Genomic DNA, 20,778 nt, shown 5'->3' with positions numbered 1-20,778 from the left:
GTCGGCCTGGTCGCGGGCCGTGCCGAGCCACCGTACGCTGGCAGCCGTGCGGGGTACGGGCGGGCAGGGCCGGGACGTCCGCGGCACCCGGGCGGTGCACGCGGCGCTGCCGGAGCCGCTGCGTGACGCGGTGGACGACTTCGCCCGCCACCTCGCCTCGGTCCGCAACCGGTCGGCGCACACCGTGCGGGCCTACGTCGCGGATCTGGTGTCCCTGATGGAGCATGCCCGACGGATGGGCTGCACCCAGGTCGCCGAGTTGACCTTGGACACGGTGCGTAGCTGGCTGGCCCGGCAACGCACGACGGGCGCGGCCCGCACCTCGATGGCCCGGCGTGCGGCGGCGGCGCGGACCTTCAGTGCCTGGGCGCACCGGGAGGGGCTGCTGCCCACCGACGTGGCCGCCACCCTGGCCAGTCCCCGCGCGCAGCGGACCCTGCCCACGGTGCTCCGCGTCGACCAGGCCGCCCAGCTCGTCGAGGCACCGACCCGCGTCACCGCCCCCGCCCCCGCCCCCGGCACCACGTCGAAGGCCACCGGCCACGGCACCGCGCCGGAGACCGCCGGCCACGGTGGCGCGTGGGAGACCAGCGGCACCGATGCCGTGCCAGAGGCCGCCGACACCGACGTCGGGCGGACGGATCGGGGACACCGCCCGCCCGCCGACGGCCCCGGCGAGCCGGATCCGGCCGCCGAGGCGGTGCGGCTGCGGGACCGGGTGCTGCTGGAGTTGCTCTACGGCACGGGGGTACGGATCAGCGAGGCGTGCGGGCTCGACGTGGCCGACGTCGACCACGCCCGGCGGGTGATACGGGTCCTCGGCAAGGGTGGTCGGGAACGGACCGTGCCGTACGGGCTGCCCGCCCAGCGTGCCCTCGACGACTGGCTGCGGCACGGGCGGACGGTGCTGGCGGTCCCGGATTCGCGCGACGCGCTGCTGCTCGGTGCTCGGGGCGGGCGCCTGAACCCGACGACCGCCCGCCGGATCGTCGCCGGGTACGCCGACGCCGTCGACCTGCCCCCGACCAGTCCGCACGCACTGCGCCACTCGGCCGCCACCCACCTGCTCGAAGGTGGCGCGGACCTGCGGGCGGTGCAGGAGTTGCTGGGGCACTCGTCGCTGGCCAGCACCCAGGTCTACACCCACGTCTCGGTGGAGCGGCTGCGCGCGGCCTACCGGCAGGCCCACCCCCGCGCCTGACCGGAGCGGGCCGGGCGACGCCGGTCAGCGGTTACGATCATCAGGTGAGCGTCCCGCCGCCGCCCGAGTCGATCTCGGGCGCCCGTCTGCTCTTCTCCCTCGATCCGGCGACCAGTCACCTCAACCACGGTTCGTTCGGGGCGGTGCCGATCGTCGCGCAACGGGCCCAGCAGCGGTTGCGCGACGAGATGGAGTCCGACCCGCTGCGCTTCTTCGTGCAGGGACTGGCCGACCGGATCGCGCACACCCGCCGGCACCTGGCGGGTTTCCTCGGTGCCGACCCGGACGGCACCGCGCTGACCCCGAACGCCACCACCGGCGTGGCGGTGGTGCTCCAGTCACTCGGGCTGCGCGACGGCGACGAGGTGGTCACCACCGATCACGGCTACGGCGCAGTCACCCTGTCGGTGCAGCGGGAATGCCGCCGGAGCGGGGTGACCCACCGTGTGCTGCGGGTGCCGCTGGCCGCCACCGACGAGGAGATCCTGCAGATCGTCCGGTCCGGGCTGCGTCCGGGGCGTACCCGGCTGCTGGTGGTGGACCAGGTCACCTCGGCCACGGCCCGGCTGTTCCCGGTCGCCGCGATCGTCGGGATCGCGCGGGAGCAGGGCGTACCGGTGCTGGTCGACGCCGCCCACGCACCGGGCATGCTGGCCGCGTCGGTGCAGAGCATCGGTGCCGACTTCTGGGTCGGCAACCTGCACAAGTGGGGGTACGCGCCACGCGGCACCGCGGTGCTCGTGGTGTCACCGGACTGGCGGGACCGGATCGAGCCGCTGGTGGTCTCCTGGGAGCAGGAGTCGGGCTTCCCCGGCCGGTTGGAGTGGCAGGGGACGGCGGACTACACGGCGTGGCTCAGCGCACCGGCCGGGCTCTACACGCTGCGCAGCCTCGACGTGGACCGGGTACGCGCACACAACGCCGCACTGGCCGCGTACGGGCAGCGGGTGGTCGGGGACGCGCTGGCGGTGCCGCCGGCCGAGCTGCTCGATCCCGGCGGACCGACCGTCGCCATGCGGATCGTCCCGTTGCCGGCGGGCCTCGCCACGAACCTCGACGCGGCGCGGGCGTTGCAGGCCCGGATCTTCGAGCGGCTCGCCACCCAGGTGGCGGTCATGACCTTCGGCGGACGGGGACTGCTGCGACTCTGCGGTCAGGTGTACAACTCGCCGGACGAGTACGAGCGGCTCGCCGTCCGCCTGCCCGCCCTGCTCGCCCAACGCTGACCACGTCCCGCCGCTGCGCCGCCCCTCGTCCCGGGTCGTCGGGGAGTGGGACACGGTCGGGTCCGGGTCGAGCGGCAGCAGCCGGGATCGGCCGAGACCCAGCAGCGCCAGCGGATCGAGGTAGTCGTCTCCCCGGCGCAGACCCCAGTGCAGGCAGGCCGCCTCGGGGCAGCCGGCGTGGCCCGGCAGCAGGGTGCCCAGCGCGGTGCCCGCCGACACCGACGTGCCGACCGTGACGTCCGGCTGGACCGGCTCGTAGGTGGTGCGCAGGCCGTCCGGGTGCCCGACGGAGAGCACCGGACGGCCAGCGACCATGCCGGCGAACAGGACCGTGCCGGTGCCGGCGGACCGGATCGTCGTCCCGGCCGGGACGAGCAGGTCGACTCCGCGATGACCGGGCAGCCACGGTCGGGGTGGCGGATCGAACCGACGGACCGGATGCGGCCGGCCGTCGACCGGCCACCTGAACCGCTCGACCTCCACCGACCGCTCCGGCGCGACTCGCAACGGCACGACCGGGAACGAGGCGGCTGGTGCGGGCGAGGGCGATGCAGCAGTCGCAAGCGGCACGTCCGGACGCGGCGCGACAGCGGGCTGGACGGCCGCACGCCCGGTTCGCACCGGACCGGTGTGCGGCATGACCGCGACCGCCGGCGATGCCAGGACCGGCAGCAGCGCGACGGGACCGGCGAGCAGCACGCCCCGCCTACCGCCTCTGCGGGCCGCCGATCGCAGGCGTGCCGCATCGGCGGGCGGGACGACGGGACACCGGCACGCAAGGGGACACGGAGTGACCGTCAGGCGCGCACGCGCGGCAAGAGATGGCACAACCTCGCCACCCCACGGCGATACGCGCCCGCCCGGGACAGCCACCGATCCGGACCGCAGCAGGGCAGGCCACGCCGATGCACGGGCCACCAGGGCCGACCACACCAGGGCGGGCCATGCCGAGACAGGCGACGCCGGGGCGGCGGAGGGGACGGGTCTGATCAGCGACCGGAGGGACATGTCGGCGATCCTGACTCGACGGATCGTTGTCCGCCGTCCCCCGGGCCTCGCCTGTGGACAGCGGAGCGTCCTGTGGACAAGCCGCGCCGGAGGGAGCCGATCTGCTATGGCACCGCGCCTAGGCTCGACCGGGTGACACGTGACTGGTACGCCTGGCACGACCGGTACACCGACCCCGCCTCGTCGCTGTCCCGACGGGTGACGGAGGTGCGGACCCGCCTCGTCGCGGCGCTGGACGGGGCGCGGCCCGGACCACTGCGGGCAGTCGCACCGACGCGTACGCCGCGACCGGTGCCGGGCGGGGTGACGATGTTCGAGTTCACCGGGCGGCCGACCGACGAGGTCGACCGCTGACCGGACATGGTGGACGGATCGCGGCGGTGGGGGCCACCGACGATGCCCGTCCGGGCGGGGACGTGCGGGTCAGCCGCCGAAGCCGGAGTCGGCGGGGAGGGAGATGTCCGGCTTCTCCAGCTCCTCGACGTTGACGTCCTTGAACGTCATCACGCGAACGTTCTTCACGAACCGGGCGGGACGATACATGTCCCACACCCACGCGTCGTGCATCTCGACCTCGAAGTAGACCTCGCCGTCGGAGTTGCGCACGTGCAGGTCGACCTGGTTCGCCAGGTAGAACCGGCGCTCGGTCTCCACCACGTAGGAGAACTGACGGACGATGTCGCGGTACTCCCGGTAGAGCTGGAGCTCCATCTCGGTCTCGTACTTCTCGAGATCTTCCGCGCTCATCGCACTCCGCCTTCCATGACCACATCTTCCCCCACCGACGCCGGAGGCCGAGGCTGCTCGCCCAACGCCACGCCGACGGTACCCCCTGCGGCGGCTGAGCGCTCCATCGGCTCGTCCGGGCTTGCACCCAGCGGTCGCCGGGAGCGTGGCGGCCGACCGTCCCGCCCCGAGGCGGCGGCTACGTTGACGTACGAGAACCGGTGCTGCGGGCACGGCCCACGGTCACGCAACGCCGCACTGTGCTCCGCGGTGACGTACCCCTTGTGTTCGGCGAAGCCGTAGCCGGGATGCACCGCGTCCAACTCCACCATGATCCGGTCCCGGGTGACCTTGGCCAGCACGCTCGCCGCCGCCACGCAGGCGGCCACCCGGTCGCCCTTCCACACCGCCAGGCCCGGCACGCCCAGACCGTCCACGCCGAACCCGTCGGTCAGCACGTACTCCGGGCGCACCGTCAGTGAGGCGAGCGCCCGCCGCATCGCGGCCAGGTTGCACACGTGCAGCCCCCGGGCGTCGACCTCCTCGGCCGGTACGACCACCACCGCGTACGCCAGGGCACGCGCGACGACCTCGTCGTACACCCGATCCCGGCTGGCCGGGGTGAGCAGCTTGGAGTCGGCCAACCCGTCGATCTCGCCGCGCCGCCCCTCGGGCAGGATCGCGGCGGCGGCCACCAGCGGCCCGGCGCAGGCGCCCCGACCGGCCTCGTCGGCACCGGCGACGTGTCGGAAGCCCCGTCGTTGCAGGGCGCGCTCCAGCGCGTAGAGACCGGCGTCGCGGCGCACCACGGTGCGGGGCGGGGTCAGCATGCCGCACCCGAGGTCCGGGCCGGGCCGTCGGCGAGCACCCGGGCCAGCACCTGCGGCAGGTCCTGCGGGTAGTACCGCTCGTCGGTGCCGGCCAGCTCCGCCGCCGACCACCAGCGATGGCCGTCCACGCTGCCTCGCTCGACCTCGTTGAAGCCCGCGGTGTCGACCTCGTGCGCCGCCACCCGGACGACGAAGAACCGCTGCTCCTGCCGATACCACACCCCGTCGAAGGTGAACTCGATCAGGTCGGCGTGGACGGGCTCGCCCATCTCGGTCACGGACAGCCGCAACCCGGTCTCCTCGGCCAACTCACGGGCGGCGCCCTCGGCGTAGGTCTCCCCGGGGTCGAGGCCACCACCGGCGGTGAACCACCAGCGGCCGTGCTCCGGTCGGGCCGGGTCGGCACCACGGAAGAGCAGCAACCTGCCCGCCGCGTCGACCAGGAGCACGCGGGCGGCGCGCCTCGGGGTGTAGACCGTCACCGCACCAGACTGCCAGACCCGGCCGACAACTCCCACGCCACCCGTTGCCGGGCGGCCGGGATCAGGGTTGCGGGATCGACTCGAACTGCTCGGGCACGGTCAGCAGGGTGGCCCGGTCGACCGGCCAGAAGATCGTGAAGGCCCGGCCCACCACGTCCTGCTCGGGAATGGTGGCCGTGTCGATGTTCTGCCCGGACTGTTGGTAGTGCTCCAGCGAGTCGCCGGAGGCGGAGCGGTGGTCACCCATCACCCAGAGTCGGCCCGGCGGCACCTGCACGTCGAACTCCTGGTCCGCCGGCTTGTCGCGCCGCCCGTCGAAGGAGAAGATGTACGGCTCGTCCAGCGGCGTACCGTTGATCACCAGCCGGTCCTGGTCGTCGCAGCAGACGATCCGGTCGCCGCCGACGCCGATCACGCGCTTGATGAAGTCCTCTCCCGCCGGGTTGCCGCTCCACTCGACCGGAGCCTTGAAGACGATCACCTCGCCGCGGTGCGGGGACCGGAAGTTGTACACCAGCTTGTTGACCAGCACCCGATCGTCGATCTTGAGCGTATTCTCCATCGACGGCGAGGGGATGAAGAAGGTCTGCAGTACGAAGGCACGTACCAGTACCGCGACCACGATCGCCACCCCCAGAAGGATGGGCAGTTCCTTCCAGAACGAGTGGCGCGACTTGTCGGTCTGCTCGTCAATCACGGAAGGAGCCTACGTTGCCGGGTCGAGGACCACCGTCCGGAACGCGCGAGAACGGTCAGCGTGGCCGCGATGGGGAGGATCAGGACGACGTCCCCCACGGGTGTGGGCCGGACCGGCGGCGCGGCACCGCCGGCCCCGGCGGGCGGGGCGACACCGGCGAACGTCTCCGGGATCGGCAGCGAGTGCCAGCGGTTCGACGGCCAGACCACCGCGAACGCCCGGCCCACCACGTTGTCGATCGGCACCGGGCCCTGGCAGCGCGCGTCCTGCGAGACCAGTCGATGGTCACCCAGCACGAAGATCTGCCCCGGCGGTACGACGATCTCCTCGAACCGCCGGGAGCGGCACTCCTCCGGGTTCGGCGGCAACTCCAGCGGCGAGTCCCGCAGCACGTACGCCGACTCGTCCAGCGGGGTGCCGTTGACGAGCACCCGGCCCTCGTCGTCGCAGCAGCTCACCCGGTCGCCGGGCAGCCCGATGACGCGCTTGATGAAGTCCTTCTCGCCGGGCCGGCCGAGGCCGACCAGATCACCGATGGTGCGGCCCAGCTTGTCGGCGAAACCGGTGGGCGGCTGTGTGTCGACCTGCGGCACCCACTGTTCGGTGCCACGGAAGACGACCACCTCGCCGCGTTCCGGGTCGCGCATGGTGTAGACGACCTTGTTGACCAGCACCCGGTCGTTGACCAGCAGCGTGTCCTCCATCGACCCGGAGGGGATGAAGAACGCCTGGAGCAGGAAGGTGCGGATCAGCACCGCGAGGCAGAACGCGACGACGAGCAGCAGCGGCAGCTCCTGCCAGAGCGGCATCTGCGGTCTGGTGCGCCGGGTGCGGCGTCGCCACGGATCGACCGCGCCGCTGTCGTCAAGCGCCTGTACCACGCCCACTCCCCGGTCCGCAGAAACGACTACCGCCCGGAAGTCTCGTCGAGACCTCCCGGGCGGCAGTGGCGTCCATCCGCCTGTCCGGCGGATCACCGCTTGGCTGCGCCCGTACCGACCAGGGTAGTGCGGTCTGGCCGGTACGGCATACGCGCAGCTCGGGCGGCGTGGCGTAGCGCGATGTCAGCTCGGCTGCTTCTCGCGCAGCTCCTTGATCTTGGCCTTCTTGCCCCGCAGCTCCCGCAGGTAGTAGAGCTTGGCGCGGCGCACGTCACCACGGACCACGACCTCGATCCGGTCGATCGCCGGGCTGTTGATCGGGTAGGTCCGCTCGACACCCACACCGAAGCTGAGCTTGCGGACGGTGAACGTCTCGCGCAGCCCGTCGCCCTGGCGGCGGATGACGACGCCCTGGAAGATCTGGACCCGGGACCGGTTGCCCTCGACGACCCGCGCATGCACCTTGACGGTGTCACCGGCACGGAAGTCGGGCAGGTCGGTGCGCTTCGACTGGGCGTCAAGGGCGTCCAGGATGTTCATCGTGGTGTCCTCGTGAGGCTCACGGCGCACCGTCACTCGGCGCGCGGATGGGTGATACTGATCCCCGGGTGGTGGCCGGCCGGAACCGACCCCGGTCGGGGATCCTCGCAGCCGTCCACGGCGTGGGCGACTGCGGCAACCCCCCTACTTTGCCACATCCGCCCCGGGCACCTGAAATCCGGCCCGGTCCAGCGCCGCGACGTCCCGCTTGTCGAGGCTGCCCGGGTCGATCGCGGCGAGCATGTCGGGACGACGCCGACCGGTCCGGGCCAGCGCCTGGTCCCGACGCCAACGGGCGATCCGGCCGTGGTCACCGGAGCGCAGGACCGCCGGCACCTCCAGATCGCGCCAGGTCGCCGGCTTGGTGTACATCGGCGCTTCCAGCAGCCCGTGCGCGTGCGACTCGTCGTCGAGCGAGCCGGCGTTGCCGAGTACGCCGGGCAGCAGGCGGGTCACCGCCTCCAGGATCACCAACACCGCGACCTCACCACCGAAGAGCACGTAGTCGCCGAGGCTGACCTCGGTGACCGGCATCCGGGTCGCGGCGTGGTCGAGCACCCGCTGATCGATGCCCTCGTACCGGCCGCAGGCGAACAGCAGGCGCGGCTCGGCGGCCAGCTCGTGCGCCAGCGCCTGGGTGAACGGCACCCCGGCCGGGGACGGCACCAGCAGGCGGGGCGCGGGCAGCTCCGGCGGGGCCAGCGCGTCCAGCGCGTCGCCCCACGGCTCGGGCCGCATCACCATGCCGGGACCACCGCCGTACGGGGTGTCGTCGACGGTGCGGTGCACGTCGTGCGTCCAGGTCCGCAGGTCGTGTACGGCCAGCCGCAGCGTGCCGTTGGTCCGGGCCCGGCCGACCAGTGACAGGTCCAGCGGGGCGAAGTACTCCGGGAAGATCGACACGATGTCGACGCGCATCAGGGTGCTCCCGGGTCTACAGGTCGAGCAGGCCGCCGGGCGGGTCGACCACCACACGACCACCGGCGAGATCGACCTCGGGGACGATCTCCTTGACGAACGGGATCAGCGCGGTACGCCCCTCGGGACGACGCAGCACCAGCAGGTCGGAGGCGGGAGCGTGGTCGATCCGCGCCACCTCGCCGAGGCGCTCGCCGTCCGGTGTGACCACGGCCAGGCCCACGAGCTGGTGATCGAGGAACTCCTCCGGGTCCTCCGGCGGGGCGACCCCGGCGCTGTCCACTCCGACCAGGGTGCCGCGCAACGCCTCCGCGACGTCGCGGTCCAGCACTCCCTCGAAGGCGACCAGCATCCGCCCCTGGTGCCAGCGGGCCGACTCCACGGTCAGCTCGTCGGGCACCTCGAACGGCACCCCGGGACCGGCGGGGGCCGCGCCTCGACCGTTCGCGGCGTTCGCCCCCGCCATGGTGGTCAACACCATGCCGGGGGCGAACCGCGTCTCGGGCTCGTCCGTCCGCACCTCCACGGTGACCTCACCACGGATGCCGTGCGGCTTGCCGATCCTGCCGACGATGAGCAGCATCAGTACGAGTCGACGATGTCGACGCGCACGCCGCGCCCACCGATGGAGCCGATCACCTGGCGCAGCGCCTTGGCGGTCCGGCCGGACCGCCCGATCACGGTGCCCAGGTCCTCGGGGTGCACGCGGACCTCGAGCCGCTTGCCCCGACGGGAGTCGACCATCCGGACGCGTACGTCCTCGGGGTGGTCGACGATGCCCTTGACCAGGTGCTCCAACGCCGGCCGCAGCGCCATGTCAGGCCTGCTCGCCGGACTCGGCGGCGGCCGGCTCCTCGGCCTTCGGGGCCTCGGCCTCGGCGGCCTTGGCGGCCTTCTTCGCCGGCTTGGCCGGCGTCTCGGCCAGACCGGCGGCGGCCTTCGCCTCGGCCTCGTACGCCGCCTTGCGGTCGGCCCGCTCGGGGGCGACCTTCAGCGGCGGCGGGGCCGGCAGGCCCTTGTACTTCTGCCAGTCACCGGTCAGCTCCAGCAGGCGCTGCACCGCCTCGCTCGGCTGGGCGCCGACGGACAGCCAGTACTGGACCCGCTCCGACTTGACCTCGATCACCGAAGGGTCTTCCTTCGGCTGGTAGATCCCGACGAACTCGATCGCCCGGCCGTCGCGCTTGGTGCGCGAGTCGGCGACGACGATGCGGTACTGCGGGTTGCGGATCTTGCCCATCCGCAGGAGCCGGATCTTTACGGCCACGGTTGTTTCGCTCCTGTTGCGATATCACCGGCCCGGTATGGGCGGTGTGCATGGGTGAACGCCGACCGGCACAGTGGGGTTGGGCCGGAGACCGCTCGGGTGGACTGGCGACGCGCCCGGGTTAGAGGGCGCCGGACACGCGCCGGATACCAGCCAGCCATTCTGCCAGATCGGTCCCGGATCCCTCACACCGGACCTGCCCTGCGACACCGACCGACATCCGAAGGTGACCCGGATCACACCCGACCGGCGGGGTCAGCGGGCCGGTGGGCGGTCCCAGCCGGGCGGCAACTCCGGCGGGACGGTCCACTCTGCCGGCGGGAGGAAGTCGCACCAGGTGCCGTCGAACGGGAACCCGCCCGCCTCTGCGGTCCGGACGGCCCGCTTGCCCTCGGCCCGGACCGCCGCCTCGTCCGACACCCAGTAGTGCTCCGGGAAGGCGAGCCGCTCGGTGAACTCGTCCTCGTCCTTCCACTCCCAGCTCAGGTCGGGACGCACCACCACGTCGAGATCCTGGTCCACGATGTCGACGCCGGCCAGGTCGCCGTCGTCCCAGCGGACCCCGTGTTCCTCCAGGTTGACGTACCAGTGGGCGAAGCACCCCTGCGCGTCCTGGAACCACCAGACCGAGTGGGCGGCGCCCGTCGGCAGGAACTTCAGCAGCGGCGGTCCCACCCACCGGCCGGTCGCCATCCGGTACGTCGAGACGACCCACTCGGCGAACGGGACGCCCCGCATGCCCACGCCGGCCTCGGTCACCTCGCTGGCCACCGCCGTGTCCCGGGCCAGCCAGAGGAGCAGGCCCCGGTCGTCGTCGCTGACCACGCGCATCGGGCGCACCCATCCGATCCGGCCCCGCCGGACGTTGCGGTGCACGATCAGGCGGCCCGGTTGGAATCTCACCGTCGCGACCGGCGCCTCAGTACGCGCGAGCCAGGATGGCGACCAGGTCGGGCTCGTCCTCGGTGTCCGGCACCGAGCCGTCGGCGCGGACCAGGCAGCGGACCGTGACACCCTGCCCGTTGGCCTTCGCCTCGCCCTCGACCCCGACCGCCGACCACGGCACCCGGGCCCAGCCGGTGCCCGCCGCCTCCAGCGCCTCGTCCAGGGTCGCCACCTCGACCGTGCGGGACTGACGGAAGGCCAGCGCCTGGTCGTGCAGGGACTGCTGGTCGGCCTCCAGGGCGGCGAGGACCGCACCGACCACGTCGGCCACCGGCGTGGGCGCCTTCGACCCGTCGGTCCGCCGCACCACGACCGCGTTGCCGGCGGCCAGGTCACGGGGACCGACCTCGACGCGTACCGGATAGCCGCGCAGCTCGGCGTCGACGGCCCGGCGGCCGAACGGGGTGTCGGTGCGGTCGTCGAGGGTGACCCGGACACCGGCGTCCCGCAGCGCGTCGCGGAGCTTGGTCGCCGCCGCGCCGACGCCGTCGCCGTCCTTGACCACCATCACGTACGCCTGCACCGGCGCCAGCTTCGGCGGCACCCGCAGCCCGTTGTCGTCGCCGTGGCACATGATCAGGCCGCCGAGCATCCGGGTGGAGGTGCCCCAGGAGGTGGTCCAGGCGTGTTCCCGGCCGCCCTCGGCGGAGGAGTAGCTGATGTCGAACGCCTTGGCGAAGTTCTGTCCCAGCTCGTGACTGGTGCCGAGCTGGAGCGCCTTGCCGTCGCCCATCATGCCTTCGCAGGTGTACGTGGCGGTCGCCCCGGCGAAGCGCTCACGGGCCGTCTTGAGCCCGACCACCACCGGGATGCCGAGCACGTTGACCATCAGGTCCTCGTACGCCTCGTGCAGGATCTGCCGGGCGTACGCGCGGGCGTCGGCGCGGGTGGCGTGCGCGGTGTGCCCCTCCTGCCACAGGAACTCGCTGGTACGCAGGAAGACCCGGGGCCGCAGTTCCCAGCGGACCACGTTGGCCCACTGGTTGAGCAGCAGCGGCAGGTCCCGGTACGAGTCGATCCACTTGGCCATGAACTCGCCGATCACCGTCTCGCTGGTGGGGCGCACCACGACCGGCTCGGCCAACTGCTTGCCGCCACCGTGGGTGACCACCGCCAGCTCCGGCGAGAAGCCCTCGACGTGCTCGGCCTCGCGCTTGAGGTAGCTCTCCGGGATGAACAGCGGGAAGTACGCGTTCTCCGCCCCGGCCGCCTTGATCCGGTCGTCCATCTCGGCCTGCATCCGCTCCCAGATGGCATAGCCGGCCGGTCGGATCACCATGGTCCCCCGCACCGGCCCGTTGTCGGCCAGCTTCGCCTTCGCGATGAGGTCCTGGTACCAGCGGGGAAAGTCCTCCGCCCGGGGAGTCAGCACACGCGCCATGACCGCACATCCTATGCGCCCCACCCGTCCCCTCCCCCGCTCCCACCCCACCCTCCCGAGTTGATCAAGAGGTTCGGGTCGCCGTCAGGCGCGGAACCCGACCCGAACTCCTTGATCGACCGCGAACTCGACCGCGACCGGGCGGGGTGGGGTGGGTCAGCGGAGGGGGTGGCCGCGGAGGATCAGGCGGGTGGGGGTACGCAGGGCGTTCAGGTCGCGGCGGGGGTCGTCGGGATAGACGGAGAGGTCGGCCAGGCCGCCCTCGACGAGGCCGGGGAAGCCCAGCCAGGCACGGGCACCCCAGGAGGCGGCGGCGAGCACGTCCGTACGGGACATGCCGGCCTGCTCGTGCAGCAGCAACATCTCCTCGACGGCGAGCCCGTGGTCGATCCCGCCGCCCGCGTCGGTGCCCACGTAGATCGGCACCCCCGCCTCGTAGGCGGCGCGCACCACCTGCGGGAAGCGGTCACGCAGGGCGAGCATGTGGTCGGCGTACCCGGGGAACTTGGGTCGGGCCTGGTCGGCGATGCCGCCGAAGGTCCGAATGTTGATCATCGTGGGGATCAGCGCGGTCCCCTGCCGGGCCATCAGGTCGATCAGGTCGAGGCTCAGCCCGGTGCCGTGCTCCACCGAGTCCACCCCGGCCCGCACCATGATCTCCACCGCGGACTCGCTGAAGGTGTGCACGGCGGCGCGGGCCCCGGCGGCGTGCGCGGCGGCCACCGCGGCGGTCATCGTCTCCGCGTCCCAGGCCGGGGCCAGGTCACCGACGCCCCGGTCGATCCAGTCGCCGACCAGCTTGACCCAGCCGTTGCCGGCGGCGGCCTGCGCGGTCACGGCGGCGGTGACCTCGGCCGCGTCGACCTCCAACCCGATGTCGCGCAGGTAGCGCCTGGGCGGCGCGACGTGCCGGCCCGCGCGGGCCAGGCGCGGCAGGTCGGGCTCGTCCTCCAGCTCCGGGTACGGGAACGGCGAACCGGCGTCCCGGATCGCGAGGACACCGGCGTCCCGGTCGGTACGGGCCAACGCGCGGGCGTGGTCGAGCGAGGCGATCGGCGTGCCGCCCCGGGCGATGCCGATGTGGCAGTGCGCGTCGACCAGACCGGGCAGCACGAAGCCGCCGTCGACGACCGTCTCGGCGCCGGGCACCGGTTCGAAGGTGACCCGGTCGCCGACCAACCACAGGTCGCGGACCTCGTCGTCGGGCAGGAGCACACCACGCACGTGCAGAGCCATGTGACAGTCCTACCCGATCACCACCTCCTCGCGGCCGTCAGGGCAGGTGGAGAGCCCGCAGAATTGTTTCTTCCGAGCGATGATCGGCACGAAAGAGGCTTTCTCGCGGTCACGTCGATCGGTAATCTTTGCCTCGCCGCACACGGGTGGGCCGTTCTTAGACGGTAGGAGTCGCGAAATGATCGAGGCCATCGTTTCCGCCGCACTACTCAAGATCGCAGAAGGGTCCGGGGCCGCGGTCGTCGACGCCATTCGGCAACGATTCCTGCGCAGAAACGAGCCGGACGAGGTCGTCGGGGCGCTGGAGCGGACCGCGGACCGGATCCCGTCCGCTGAGGACACCGCGCGACTGGTCGAGGTGCTCTCGGCGTACGCGGCCGAGGATCCCCGTCTCCTGGAGGCGCTCCGGCAGGTGTCGGTGTCGGGCGGGGCGGTCAACTCGGTCACCTCCAGCACGGTGGGCAAGCTCATCCAGGCCCAGCACGTCGGCGACGTCACCATGTGACCGGCGGACCCGATCGGAAGCTCCGATCTCCGCCAGGAATCCGTTGCCGGAAAGGGCGAAGACATGGTCCCCGCTGACGAGAACACACCACGCAACGTCGCCCGGGAACTCACTGCCAACCAGGTGCTCCAGGTGGGTACGTCCGGGGCGATCTACGTCCAGCAATCACGCTCGACGATGTGGTCGGCGGAAATTCCACGCATGCTTCCCGGTGGGATCGGAAGAATCGTCGGCCGGCACCATCTCCTCCAGGCGATGGACGAGGCGATGGGCGAACCGGGGTCACGCTCCTGCATGCTCTGGGGACTGGCCGGCTCGGGAAAGACCACGCTCGCCCTGGCCTGGGCGAGTTCGCGCATCGACAACTATCCCGACGGTCAGTTCTTCGTCGACATGCGGGCGTACTCCGGCACCCCCCGGATGGAGGCCCGCGACGCGGTACGCACCTTCCTGGCCACGCTCGGGATCACCCGGGGCGACCTGCCGGACAACGAGGACGAGTGGGGCAACGTGTTCCGGTCCGCCACCGCCGGCCGGCGCTGCCTCGTCATCGTCGACAACGTGGGCTCCTACGACCAGGTGCGCGACCTGGTCCCCGGGTACGGGTCGGGACTGGTGGTCACCAGCCGCCGCGCCATCCCGGAGATGAGCGTCCGGCACGAGGCCCGGGTGCTCAAGCTTCCGCTGCTGACCACGGAGGAGGGGGTGGAACTCCTCGCCGAGCGGGTCGGGTTCGTCCGGGTCGAGCAGGGCGACCGCAGCGCCCGCCGCATCGTCGAACTCCTGGAGGGACACCCGTTGGCGCTCGCCATCGTCTCGGCCAAGCTCGCCATCCACAGCAGTTGGACCGTACGCGACGCGATGCTGGGCATCGAGTCGGACCGCAACCCGCTGCGCTTCCTCGACGGGGCCGGGCTCGGCATCGAGGTGGGACGGGTGATCTCCTGGTCGGTCGAGGACCTGGACACACCGGCCCGGCGCGTCCTCTACGTCGCGTCGATGCTGCCGAGCACCGAGTGCTCGCTGTCGGTGCTCTCGTTGATCCTCGACCTGCCCCGGCGCGACTGCGACCGCCTGCTCCAGTCCCTCTGTCTGGCCTCCCTGGTCGACGAGATCGGCATCGGGCGCTACCGGATGCACGACATCATCAAGGCGTACCTGACCGAGACGCGCTCCCGGGTGATGAGCGACGAGGAACAGCAGGCGTACGCACGCCGGATCCGCGTCGTCCACCTGGCGCTCAGCTACGCCGCCGACCGGGCCATCGACCCGAACCGGCATCCGTCGCCGGTGGACCGGGAGACGGCCGACCTGGCCGACGCCGCCCGCTTCGACGTCACCGAGGCGCTGGCCTGGTTCGAGTCGCTGACACCGTCGCTGACCTTCCTCGTCGAGGAGGCGACGGCCGCCGGGGACTTCACGTTCGTCACCCGGTTCGCCCGCTCGGTGAACACGTTCCTGTACTGGCGACAGGACGTGACCAGGACACTCGCCGTCCAGGAGGCGGCGGTCGCCGCGTCGGTCGCCGGGGACCCGGCGATGGAGGCGTTCTCCCGGCGGGCTCTGGGCCGGGCCCTGGCCGACGTCGGGCGGCTGGCGGACGCGAAGGCGGAGTTGCGGGCCTCGATGGCGCTCGACGCCGCCCAGCACGACGACAGCGGGGTGGCCTCCGCCCAGCACGCCATGGCCGAACTCGCGCTGCGCTCCGGCGAGTACGTCGAGGCGCTGCGGTGGGGTCTGCGTGCGGCCCGGGAGTCGCGCCGGACGGGCAAGCCGGTACGCGAGGCGCGCGGCCTGTACGACGCCGCCCGCGCGCTCACCGAGACGGGTCACCACTGGTGGGCGCACGCCCTCGGGCTGCGCAGCCTGTCGATCTGCGAGGACGCGCAGAACGCCTACGGCCGGGCCCTGGCGCTGCGCCTGCTCGGGGACGTGGGCCTGCGCTCCGGCGACCTGGAGCAGGCCTGCACCTGGCTGGAGCGGGCATGGCGGGTGGAGGACTCGCTCGGCAACGTGCGGTCGGTGCGGACGATCCTGGCGCAGTTGGCGCACGCCTACGCCGAGCTCGGTGACGAGAGCGCCGGTGACGAGGTCAGACGGGCCCTGGCCCGCCTGGAGCGCCATCCCGACCTGACCCGGTCGACGCTCACGGTCGGGACGACCACGCCGTGAGCACCAGGTACGCGCCGCTCGTGTCGGCCGCCGAGTTGGCGCGCCCGCAGGCGTACCGCCAGTTGCGCCGGCCGGAGGTCGCCGAGGACTTCCGGCGCGCCGTCGAGGCGCTCGTCGGGCAGGCGTGTCGAGGCGAGGCGGACGGCGTGCGGCTGGCCGAGGCGTTCGTCGCCATGAGCCGCGACCTCGCCGGTGAGGGCGCGCTCAGCTTCGCCGGTCTGCTGTCCGCGTCCCGCTTCGCGGCGGCCCGCACCGCGTACGACGCGGAGATGAGCACCAGCGGCAGCCGGGGCACGCTGCACAACTATCTGAACGCGAGCCACTCGCGGCGGCTGCTCGACGATCCGCACTTCCGGGAGACGTTCGCCCACCCGCTGCTGGTCGCGCTCGTCGCCCACGCCCTCGGTGGACCGGTGAAGATCGTGGACCTGCGGGCCAAGGACACGCAGCCGCTCGACGTGGTCGCCCGGGACAACACCCTGCACATCGACAACAACCCGTTCATGGACGAGTTCAAGGTGATCGTGACCTGGACGCTGGGCACGGATCGCGGGCCCGCCGGGCAGGGGCTCACCTATCTGCCCCGGACCAACCGGCTCTTCCGGCAGTGTTCCGTCGACGCGGACGGTGCGGCGTCGAGTGACGAGGACAGTTGCATCTTCCCGTCCCGGGCCCGGGTCGACGAGGCGCTGGCCGCCCAGGCCCGGTTCTTCGACGACCGGCAGCCGCGCGTCGTCCACCTGGAGAACCTGACCGCGCCCTGTCACACGATCTTCGCCGCGAGCCGGGTGGTCCATCACCGCTACCGGACCTCGACCGGCGCGCCGCGCAGCGCGATCATGGCGTCCTTCCACCGGGTCGACGACGGGACCGACCAACTCGGCGTACCGGACCTGACCGGCTCGGAACTCGACCGGTTCCTGCTGGCGGGACCGGCCGGGTCGAGCTTCCTGGAGGTCCTCCGGGGCGAGGTCACCCGCATCGTGGCCGCTCTGCGCCTGTCGCTCACCCGCCCCGGCCTGGTGGTCGACACCGACCGTCGGCTGCTGACGGGTGAGGCCCTCCGCACCTGGTACGCCCGCCAGAGTGCGGGAGTCACGCTGAACCGGCTCCGCGAGGCCGACCTGGCCGGCGACGGCGCCGTGTCCGCCGACGAGCGCCTGGTGCGGCGGATGCGGTACGACCTCCAGGGCCCATTGAACATGCCGTTGTACGCGGACATGAGCGAGGAGATCCGCAAGCGCGCCCGGATCGTCATCCGGGAGATGGCACCGGAGCAGATCCACGACTGCCTGACGCGGTTGCGGGCCGACTGTGTCCGGCAGGGCGCACCCGCACCCGAGGACGACGACGCGGTGACGGAGCTGTGCCGCTGTCTCGGCGTCCTCGAAGCGGCCATGCCGCAGGCCGCGCCGTCCGGGCGCGTACACCCGGCCTGGGGGCCGACCGACGGGCGCCGGGTGGCCGACTCGCTGCACCGCTTCGTGCTGGACCTCGAACGCACCGCGCGACGGGTCGACGACCCGGACTCGCTGGTCACCGCTGCCGCGTTCGGCGCGCTCGGCGCCGCACTCGCCGCTGACCTGCTCGTGCTCGACGACGGCGCGCGTCAGGTCACGGCACGGCTGTACGCGCGGTATGCCGCTCTGGTCGCGCCGGAGTTCCTACGGGACGCCGACACAGCCGGACCGGCGGACCGGAACGCCGATGCGGCCAGGTCGGCGGATCGCGACACCGATGCGGCCGGACCGACGGATCGCGACACCGATGCGACCTGACCGGCGGCGACTCGACGGCTACCTGCGGCACGTCAACGAGGAGATGCAGACCGCCAAACTGGCCTCCGAGGTGTGGCTGCGCAGCGCTCCCGGTCATCTGGTCGCCGAGAACGACCGGTTCGTCCGGTCGCTCGTCCGCAGTGCCCTGCCGCGCGGCGGTCCGGGTCCGGATGCTCTCGGCCCGCTCCTGGACGACCCGGCGGCACTCCGGTCGTACTACTGGCAGCGGGTGACCCGGGCCAAGCCGATGGCGGTGCACTTCGGAGCGGCCGACCACGACGAGCTGGACGACTACTTCACCGTGTCCGCCGAGCGCAGCACCTTCGCCGCGATGGCGCGGGCCCGCGCCACGATCGCCCCCGACTCCCCCGCCGGTCACCTGCTCCGCGGCATCGACCGCCGGACCGAGCCGGGAACGTCGCCGGCCGAGTCGTGTCGGCAGGTGCTGCACCTGCTCTCGACGCACTGGCGGGATCTCGTCGGACAGTGCCGGGGCGGGCCGGACGGCGTATGCCCCGGGGTCGGCACCGTCCTGGCGGCGTTCGACGAGGCCCTCGCCTCCGGCCGCCTCAGGTCCCGTGGGCCGCGGTCCGGGCCCGACGCACCGCCCCCTGCCGACGCCCGAAGCGGCGACACCGACGCCCGCCGTCGCGACAGCGGCGTCCGACCGACCGACACCGACGCACGAACCAGCGACAGCGACGGCCGACCGACCCACGGCGATGCCCGCCTCACCGAGGCCGAGGTCGGGGAGCTGGCACGCCTCTACCTGCTCGGTCGGCTCTGCTTCTCCGACGAGGAGCTGCGCCTGGCACAGCGGCTGGCCCGCCGGCCCCGCCTCCAGTACGCGCTGCTCGCCACACATCTGCGGCTGGTGGCCGACGCGTCGGCGACGGCGGCCCGGCTGGTGGCCGCCTGGGGCACCACGCGTGTCCTGTTGCCCTTCACCGAGGCGTACGTCAACCGGACCGGCTACCGGTCCCCGGTGATCGACCTGTCGCCCAATCCGAAGCTCGTCACCGTGCTGTGCCACAACGTGCTGCCCGCCGTGGCGGGCGAACTCATCCACCGGGGGGCCGACGAGGACGCCCTCGACTCCGACGTGCTGGCCGCCGGCGTCGAGGCGGCGATCCGGCGCGGCGTGTTCAGCATCACGGTCGGCCTGTTCCACCGGACCGGTCCCCCGGACGCCGTACGGCTGTCCGGCTTCAGCCGGCGCGTCTGTCCCGCCGCCACACCGTTCGCGCGGCACTGCACGCAGTGGCTGCCGTCCTACTTCGACCGGTGGCCGGGCTCCCCGGCCCGGCCCGGTCGACCTAGGGCTTGTCCCGCTTACCCAGCTTGTTGAAGTCGATCTTCGGCAGCTTGAAGCCCGGCGGCAGGCCCTGGCCGGCGGCCAGGTCGTCCGGGCTCATCCCCGGCGGGAGCTGCGGCATGCCGCCCGGGAAACCACCCGGCATCCCGGCACCGCTGCGCGGCCGGTTGCCGCCCTTGGTGCCCTTGCGCTTGTTCTTCGGGCTCTTGGTCGCCTTGCGTCGGCCACCGCCGGGCAGGCCCATCATGCCGCCCATCTGCTTCATCATCTTCTGCGCGTCGGTGAAGCGGTTGAGCAACTGGTTGACGTCCATCACGGTGACGCCGGAGCCGTTGGCGATCCGGGCCCGCCGCGAGCCGTTGATGATCTTCGGGTTGGTGCGCTCGGCCGGGGTCATCGACCGGATGATCGCGGTGATCCGGTCGAAGTGCTTGTCGTCCAGCTCGGCGAGCTGGTCCTTGACCTGCCCCATGCCCGGCATCATGGCCAGCACGTTGGCGATCGGTCCCATCCGGCGCACCGCGATGAGCTGGTCGAGGAAGTCCTCCAGGGTGAACTGCTCGCCGCCCATCAGCTTGGCGGTCATCTTCTCCTTCTGATCGGTGTCGAAGGCCGCCTCGGCCTGCTCGATCAGAGTGAGGACGTCGCCCATGCCGAGGATCCGGCTGGCCATCCGGTCGGGGTGGAAGACGTCGAAGTCCTCCAGCTTCTCGCCGGTGGAGGCGAAAAGGATCGGCTGCCCGGTCACCTCGCGGACCGACAGCGCGGCACCACCACGGGCGTCGCCGTCGAGCTTGGACAGCACCACGCCGGTGATGCCGACGCCGTCCCGGAACGCCTCGGCGGTCCGCACCGCGTCCTGACCGACCATCGCGTCGATGACGAAGATGACCTCGTCCGGCTCGACCGCGTCCCGGATGTCCGCGGCCTGCTGCATCATCTCCGCGTCGATACCGAGGCGACCGGCGGTGTCGACGATGACCACGTCCCGGGCCGACCGCCGGGCGTGCTCGATGGAGGCCTTCGCCACCTGCACCGGGTCACCGACGCCGTTGCCGGGCTCCGGGGCGTACACCTCGACGCCCGCCCGGCCGCCGAGCACCTGGAGCTGCCCGACGGCGTTGGGGCGCTGGAGGTCGGCGGCGACCAGCAGCGGCTGGTGGCCCTGGGTCCGCAGCCAGCGGGCCAGCTTGCCGGCGAGGGTGGTCTTGCCGGAGCCCTGGAGACCGGCGAGCATGATCACCGTCGGCGGCTGCTTGGCGAACTGGAGCCGACGCCCCTCGCCGCCGAGGACCGCGACCAACTCCTCGTTGACGATCTTGATGATCTGCTGCGCCGGGTTGAGCGCCTGGGAGACCTCCGCCCCCCGTGCCCGCTCCTTGACGTTCGCGATGAAGCCCTTGACCACCGGCAGGGCGACGTCGGCCTCCAGCATCGCGAGACGGATCTCGCGCGCGGTCGCATCGATGTCGGCGTCGGTGAGGCGTCCCTTGCCGCGGAGCTTGGTGAAGATCCCGGAGAGGCGGTCACTCAAGGTGTCAAACACACGAACATCCCGTTTGTCAGTGTTCCGGCGAGCACGAGTGGGGCCGAATGAGCGCTCCGACCACCGCTAGCGTATCCGGCCACCGGTACCCCCGCTCCACGCCGCCTTGGATGTAAGGAGGGGA

At 72.2% G+C, this 20,778-nt stretch carries 20 protein-coding genes and 2 pseudogenes; 7 read left to right on the top strand and 15 right to left on the bottom strand.

The annotated features are described in order from the left end of the window. Positions 1-46 precede the first annotated feature (46 nt). Both ACQVFL_RS07095 and ACQVFL_RS07090 read left to right on the top strand, forming a co-directional pair. Positions 47-1,201, top strand: a complete 1,155-nt coding sequence (locus ACQVFL_RS07095; RefSeq protein WP_431728986.1) for a tyrosine recombinase XerC — start codon at positions 47-49, stop codon at positions 1,199-1,201. Between the two features lie 44 nt (positions 1,202-1,245). Continuing rightward, complete coding sequence (locus tag ACQVFL_RS07090; RefSeq protein WP_396691716.1) at positions 1,246-2,427, top strand: aminotransferase class V-fold PLP-dependent enzyme; 1,182 nt, start codon at positions 1,246-1,248, stop codon at positions 2,425-2,427. Between the two features lie 66 nt (positions 2,428-2,493). On the opposite strand, the pseudogene ACQVFL_RS07085 reads toward ACQVFL_RS07090, so the two are convergent. Beyond that, a pseudogene (locus ACQVFL_RS07085) lies at positions 2,494-3,066 on the bottom strand (M23 family metallopeptidase); the annotation flags it as partial. A 501-nt stretch (positions 3,067-3,567) separates the two neighbouring features. Between ACQVFL_RS07085 and ACQVFL_RS07080 the strand changes: the two are divergent. Then, positions 3,568-3,789 (top strand): hypothetical protein, encoded by a 222-nt coding sequence (locus ACQVFL_RS07080; protein ID WP_396691717.1) that lies wholly within the window; start codon positions 3,568-3,570, stop codon positions 3,787-3,789. Between the two features lie 69 nt (positions 3,790-3,858). On the opposite strand, the gene ACQVFL_RS07075 is transcribed toward ACQVFL_RS07080, so the two are convergent. From ACQVFL_RS07075 to ACQVFL_RS07015, 13 genes and pseudogenes are all read right to left on the bottom strand, one after another. Further along, entirely contained in the window at positions 3,859-4,182 is a 324-nt protein-coding gene (locus ACQVFL_RS07075; protein WP_007075222.1) for a DUF2469 domain-containing protein, read from the bottom strand. Further along, entirely contained in the window at positions 4,179-4,991 is an 813-nt protein-coding gene (locus ACQVFL_RS07070; RefSeq protein ID WP_396691718.1) for a ribonuclease HII, read from the bottom strand. The genes ACQVFL_RS07075 and ACQVFL_RS07070 overlap by 4 nt, the downstream gene beginning before the upstream one ends. After that, positions 4,985-5,473, bottom strand: coding sequence for an NUDIX hydrolase (locus tag ACQVFL_RS07065; RefSeq protein WP_396691719.1), 489 nt, complete (start codon positions 5,471-5,473; stop codon positions 4,985-4,987). Before ACQVFL_RS07065 ends, ACQVFL_RS07070 begins: the two co-directional genes overlap by 7 nt. Before the next feature lie 61 nt (positions 5,474-5,534). Further along, on the bottom strand, positions 5,535-6,170 hold the full coding sequence (lepB, locus tag ACQVFL_RS07060) for a signal peptidase I (protein WP_396691720.1): 636 nt from the start codon (positions 6,168-6,170) through the stop codon (positions 5,535-5,537). A gap of 9 nt (positions 6,171-6,179) precedes the next feature. Then, positions 6,180-7,051, bottom strand: a pseudogene (lepB, locus tag ACQVFL_RS07055) (signal peptidase I). A gap of 183 nt (positions 7,052-7,234) precedes the next feature. Continuing rightward, on the bottom strand, positions 7,235-7,591 hold the full coding sequence (gene rplS, locus ACQVFL_RS07050) for a 50S ribosomal protein L19 (RefSeq protein ID WP_117226724.1): 357 nt from the start codon (positions 7,589-7,591) through the stop codon (positions 7,235-7,237). Positions 7,592-7,735: 144 nt separating this feature from the next. Next, a complete protein-coding gene (trmD, locus tag ACQVFL_RS07045; protein WP_431728985.1) occupies positions 7,736-8,509 on the bottom strand; it encodes a tRNA (guanosine(37)-N1)-methyltransferase TrmD in 774 nt (257 codons plus the stop codon). A gap of 16 nt (positions 8,510-8,525) precedes the next feature. Then, complete coding sequence (gene rimM, locus ACQVFL_RS07040) at positions 8,526-9,089, bottom strand: ribosome maturation factor RimM (protein ID WP_396691905.1); 564 nt, start codon at positions 9,087-9,089, stop codon at positions 8,526-8,528. A gap of 2 nt (positions 9,090-9,091) precedes the next feature. Continuing rightward, positions 9,092-9,325, bottom strand: coding sequence for an RNA-binding protein (locus tag ACQVFL_RS07035; RefSeq protein WP_117226727.1), 234 nt, complete (start codon positions 9,323-9,325; stop codon positions 9,092-9,094). A 1-nt stretch (position 9,326) separates the two neighbouring features. Then, positions 9,327-9,776 (bottom strand): 30S ribosomal protein S16, encoded by a 450-nt coding sequence (gene rpsP, locus ACQVFL_RS07030; RefSeq protein ID WP_396691722.1) that lies wholly within the window; start codon positions 9,774-9,776, stop codon positions 9,327-9,329. A 255-nt stretch (positions 9,777-10,031) separates the two neighbouring features. Beyond that, entirely contained in the window at positions 10,032-10,679 is a 648-nt protein-coding gene (locus ACQVFL_RS07025; RefSeq protein ID WP_396691723.1) for a DUF402 domain-containing protein, read from the bottom strand. Between the two features lie 16 nt (positions 10,680-10,695). After that, positions 10,696-12,102 (bottom strand): proline--tRNA ligase, encoded by a 1,407-nt coding sequence (gene proS, locus ACQVFL_RS07020; protein WP_431728984.1) that lies wholly within the window; start codon positions 12,100-12,102, stop codon positions 10,696-10,698. 156 nt (positions 12,103-12,258) lie between these two features. Beyond that, positions 12,259-13,338: an amidohydrolase family protein gene (locus ACQVFL_RS07015; protein ID WP_396691727.1), complete on the bottom strand. Its 1,080-nt coding sequence runs from the start codon at positions 13,336-13,338 to the stop codon at positions 12,259-12,261. A 178-nt stretch (positions 13,339-13,516) separates the two neighbouring features. Here ACQVFL_RS07015 and ACQVFL_RS07010 point away from each other — a divergent pair, with 178 nt between their 5' ends. The 4 genes from ACQVFL_RS07010 to ACQVFL_RS06995 all read left to right on the top strand — a co-directional run bounded on the left by ACQVFL_RS07010 (position 13,517) and on the right by ACQVFL_RS06995 (position 19,141). Next, entirely contained in the window at positions 13,517-13,843 is a 327-nt protein-coding gene (locus ACQVFL_RS07010; RefSeq protein WP_396691728.1) for a hypothetical protein, read from the top strand. 63 nt (positions 13,844-13,906) lie between these two features. Continuing rightward, positions 13,907-16,015: an NB-ARC domain-containing protein gene (locus ACQVFL_RS07005; protein WP_431728983.1), complete on the top strand. Its 2,109-nt coding sequence runs from the start codon at positions 13,907-13,909 to the stop codon at positions 16,013-16,015. Further along, a complete protein-coding gene (locus tag ACQVFL_RS07000) occupies positions 16,012-17,793 on the top strand; it encodes a hypothetical protein (protein WP_431728982.1) in 1,782 nt (593 codons plus the stop codon). Before ACQVFL_RS07005 ends, ACQVFL_RS07000 begins: the two co-directional genes overlap by 4 nt. Next, positions 17,783-19,141, top strand: a complete 1,359-nt coding sequence (locus tag ACQVFL_RS06995; RefSeq protein ID WP_431728981.1) for a hypothetical protein — start codon at positions 17,783-17,785, stop codon at positions 19,139-19,141. Before ACQVFL_RS07000 ends, ACQVFL_RS06995 begins: the two co-directional genes overlap by 11 nt. On the opposite strand, the gene ffh is transcribed toward ACQVFL_RS06995, so the two are convergent. Further along, a complete protein-coding gene (ffh, locus tag ACQVFL_RS06990; protein WP_396691732.1) occupies positions 19,110-20,654 on the bottom strand; it encodes a signal recognition particle protein in 1,545 nt (514 codons plus the stop codon). The genes ACQVFL_RS06995 and ffh overlap by 32 nt on opposite strands. Positions 20,655-20,778: the final 124 nt, after the last annotated feature.

The sequence above is a fragment of the Verrucosispora sp. TAA-831 genome (assembly GCF_050780145.1).
Classification (GTDB): domain Bacteria; phylum Actinomycetota; class Actinomycetes; order Mycobacteriales; family Micromonosporaceae; genus Micromonospora.
Note: the sequence above shows the minus strand (reverse complement) of the source record. Positions and strands in the feature narration are given on the sequence as shown.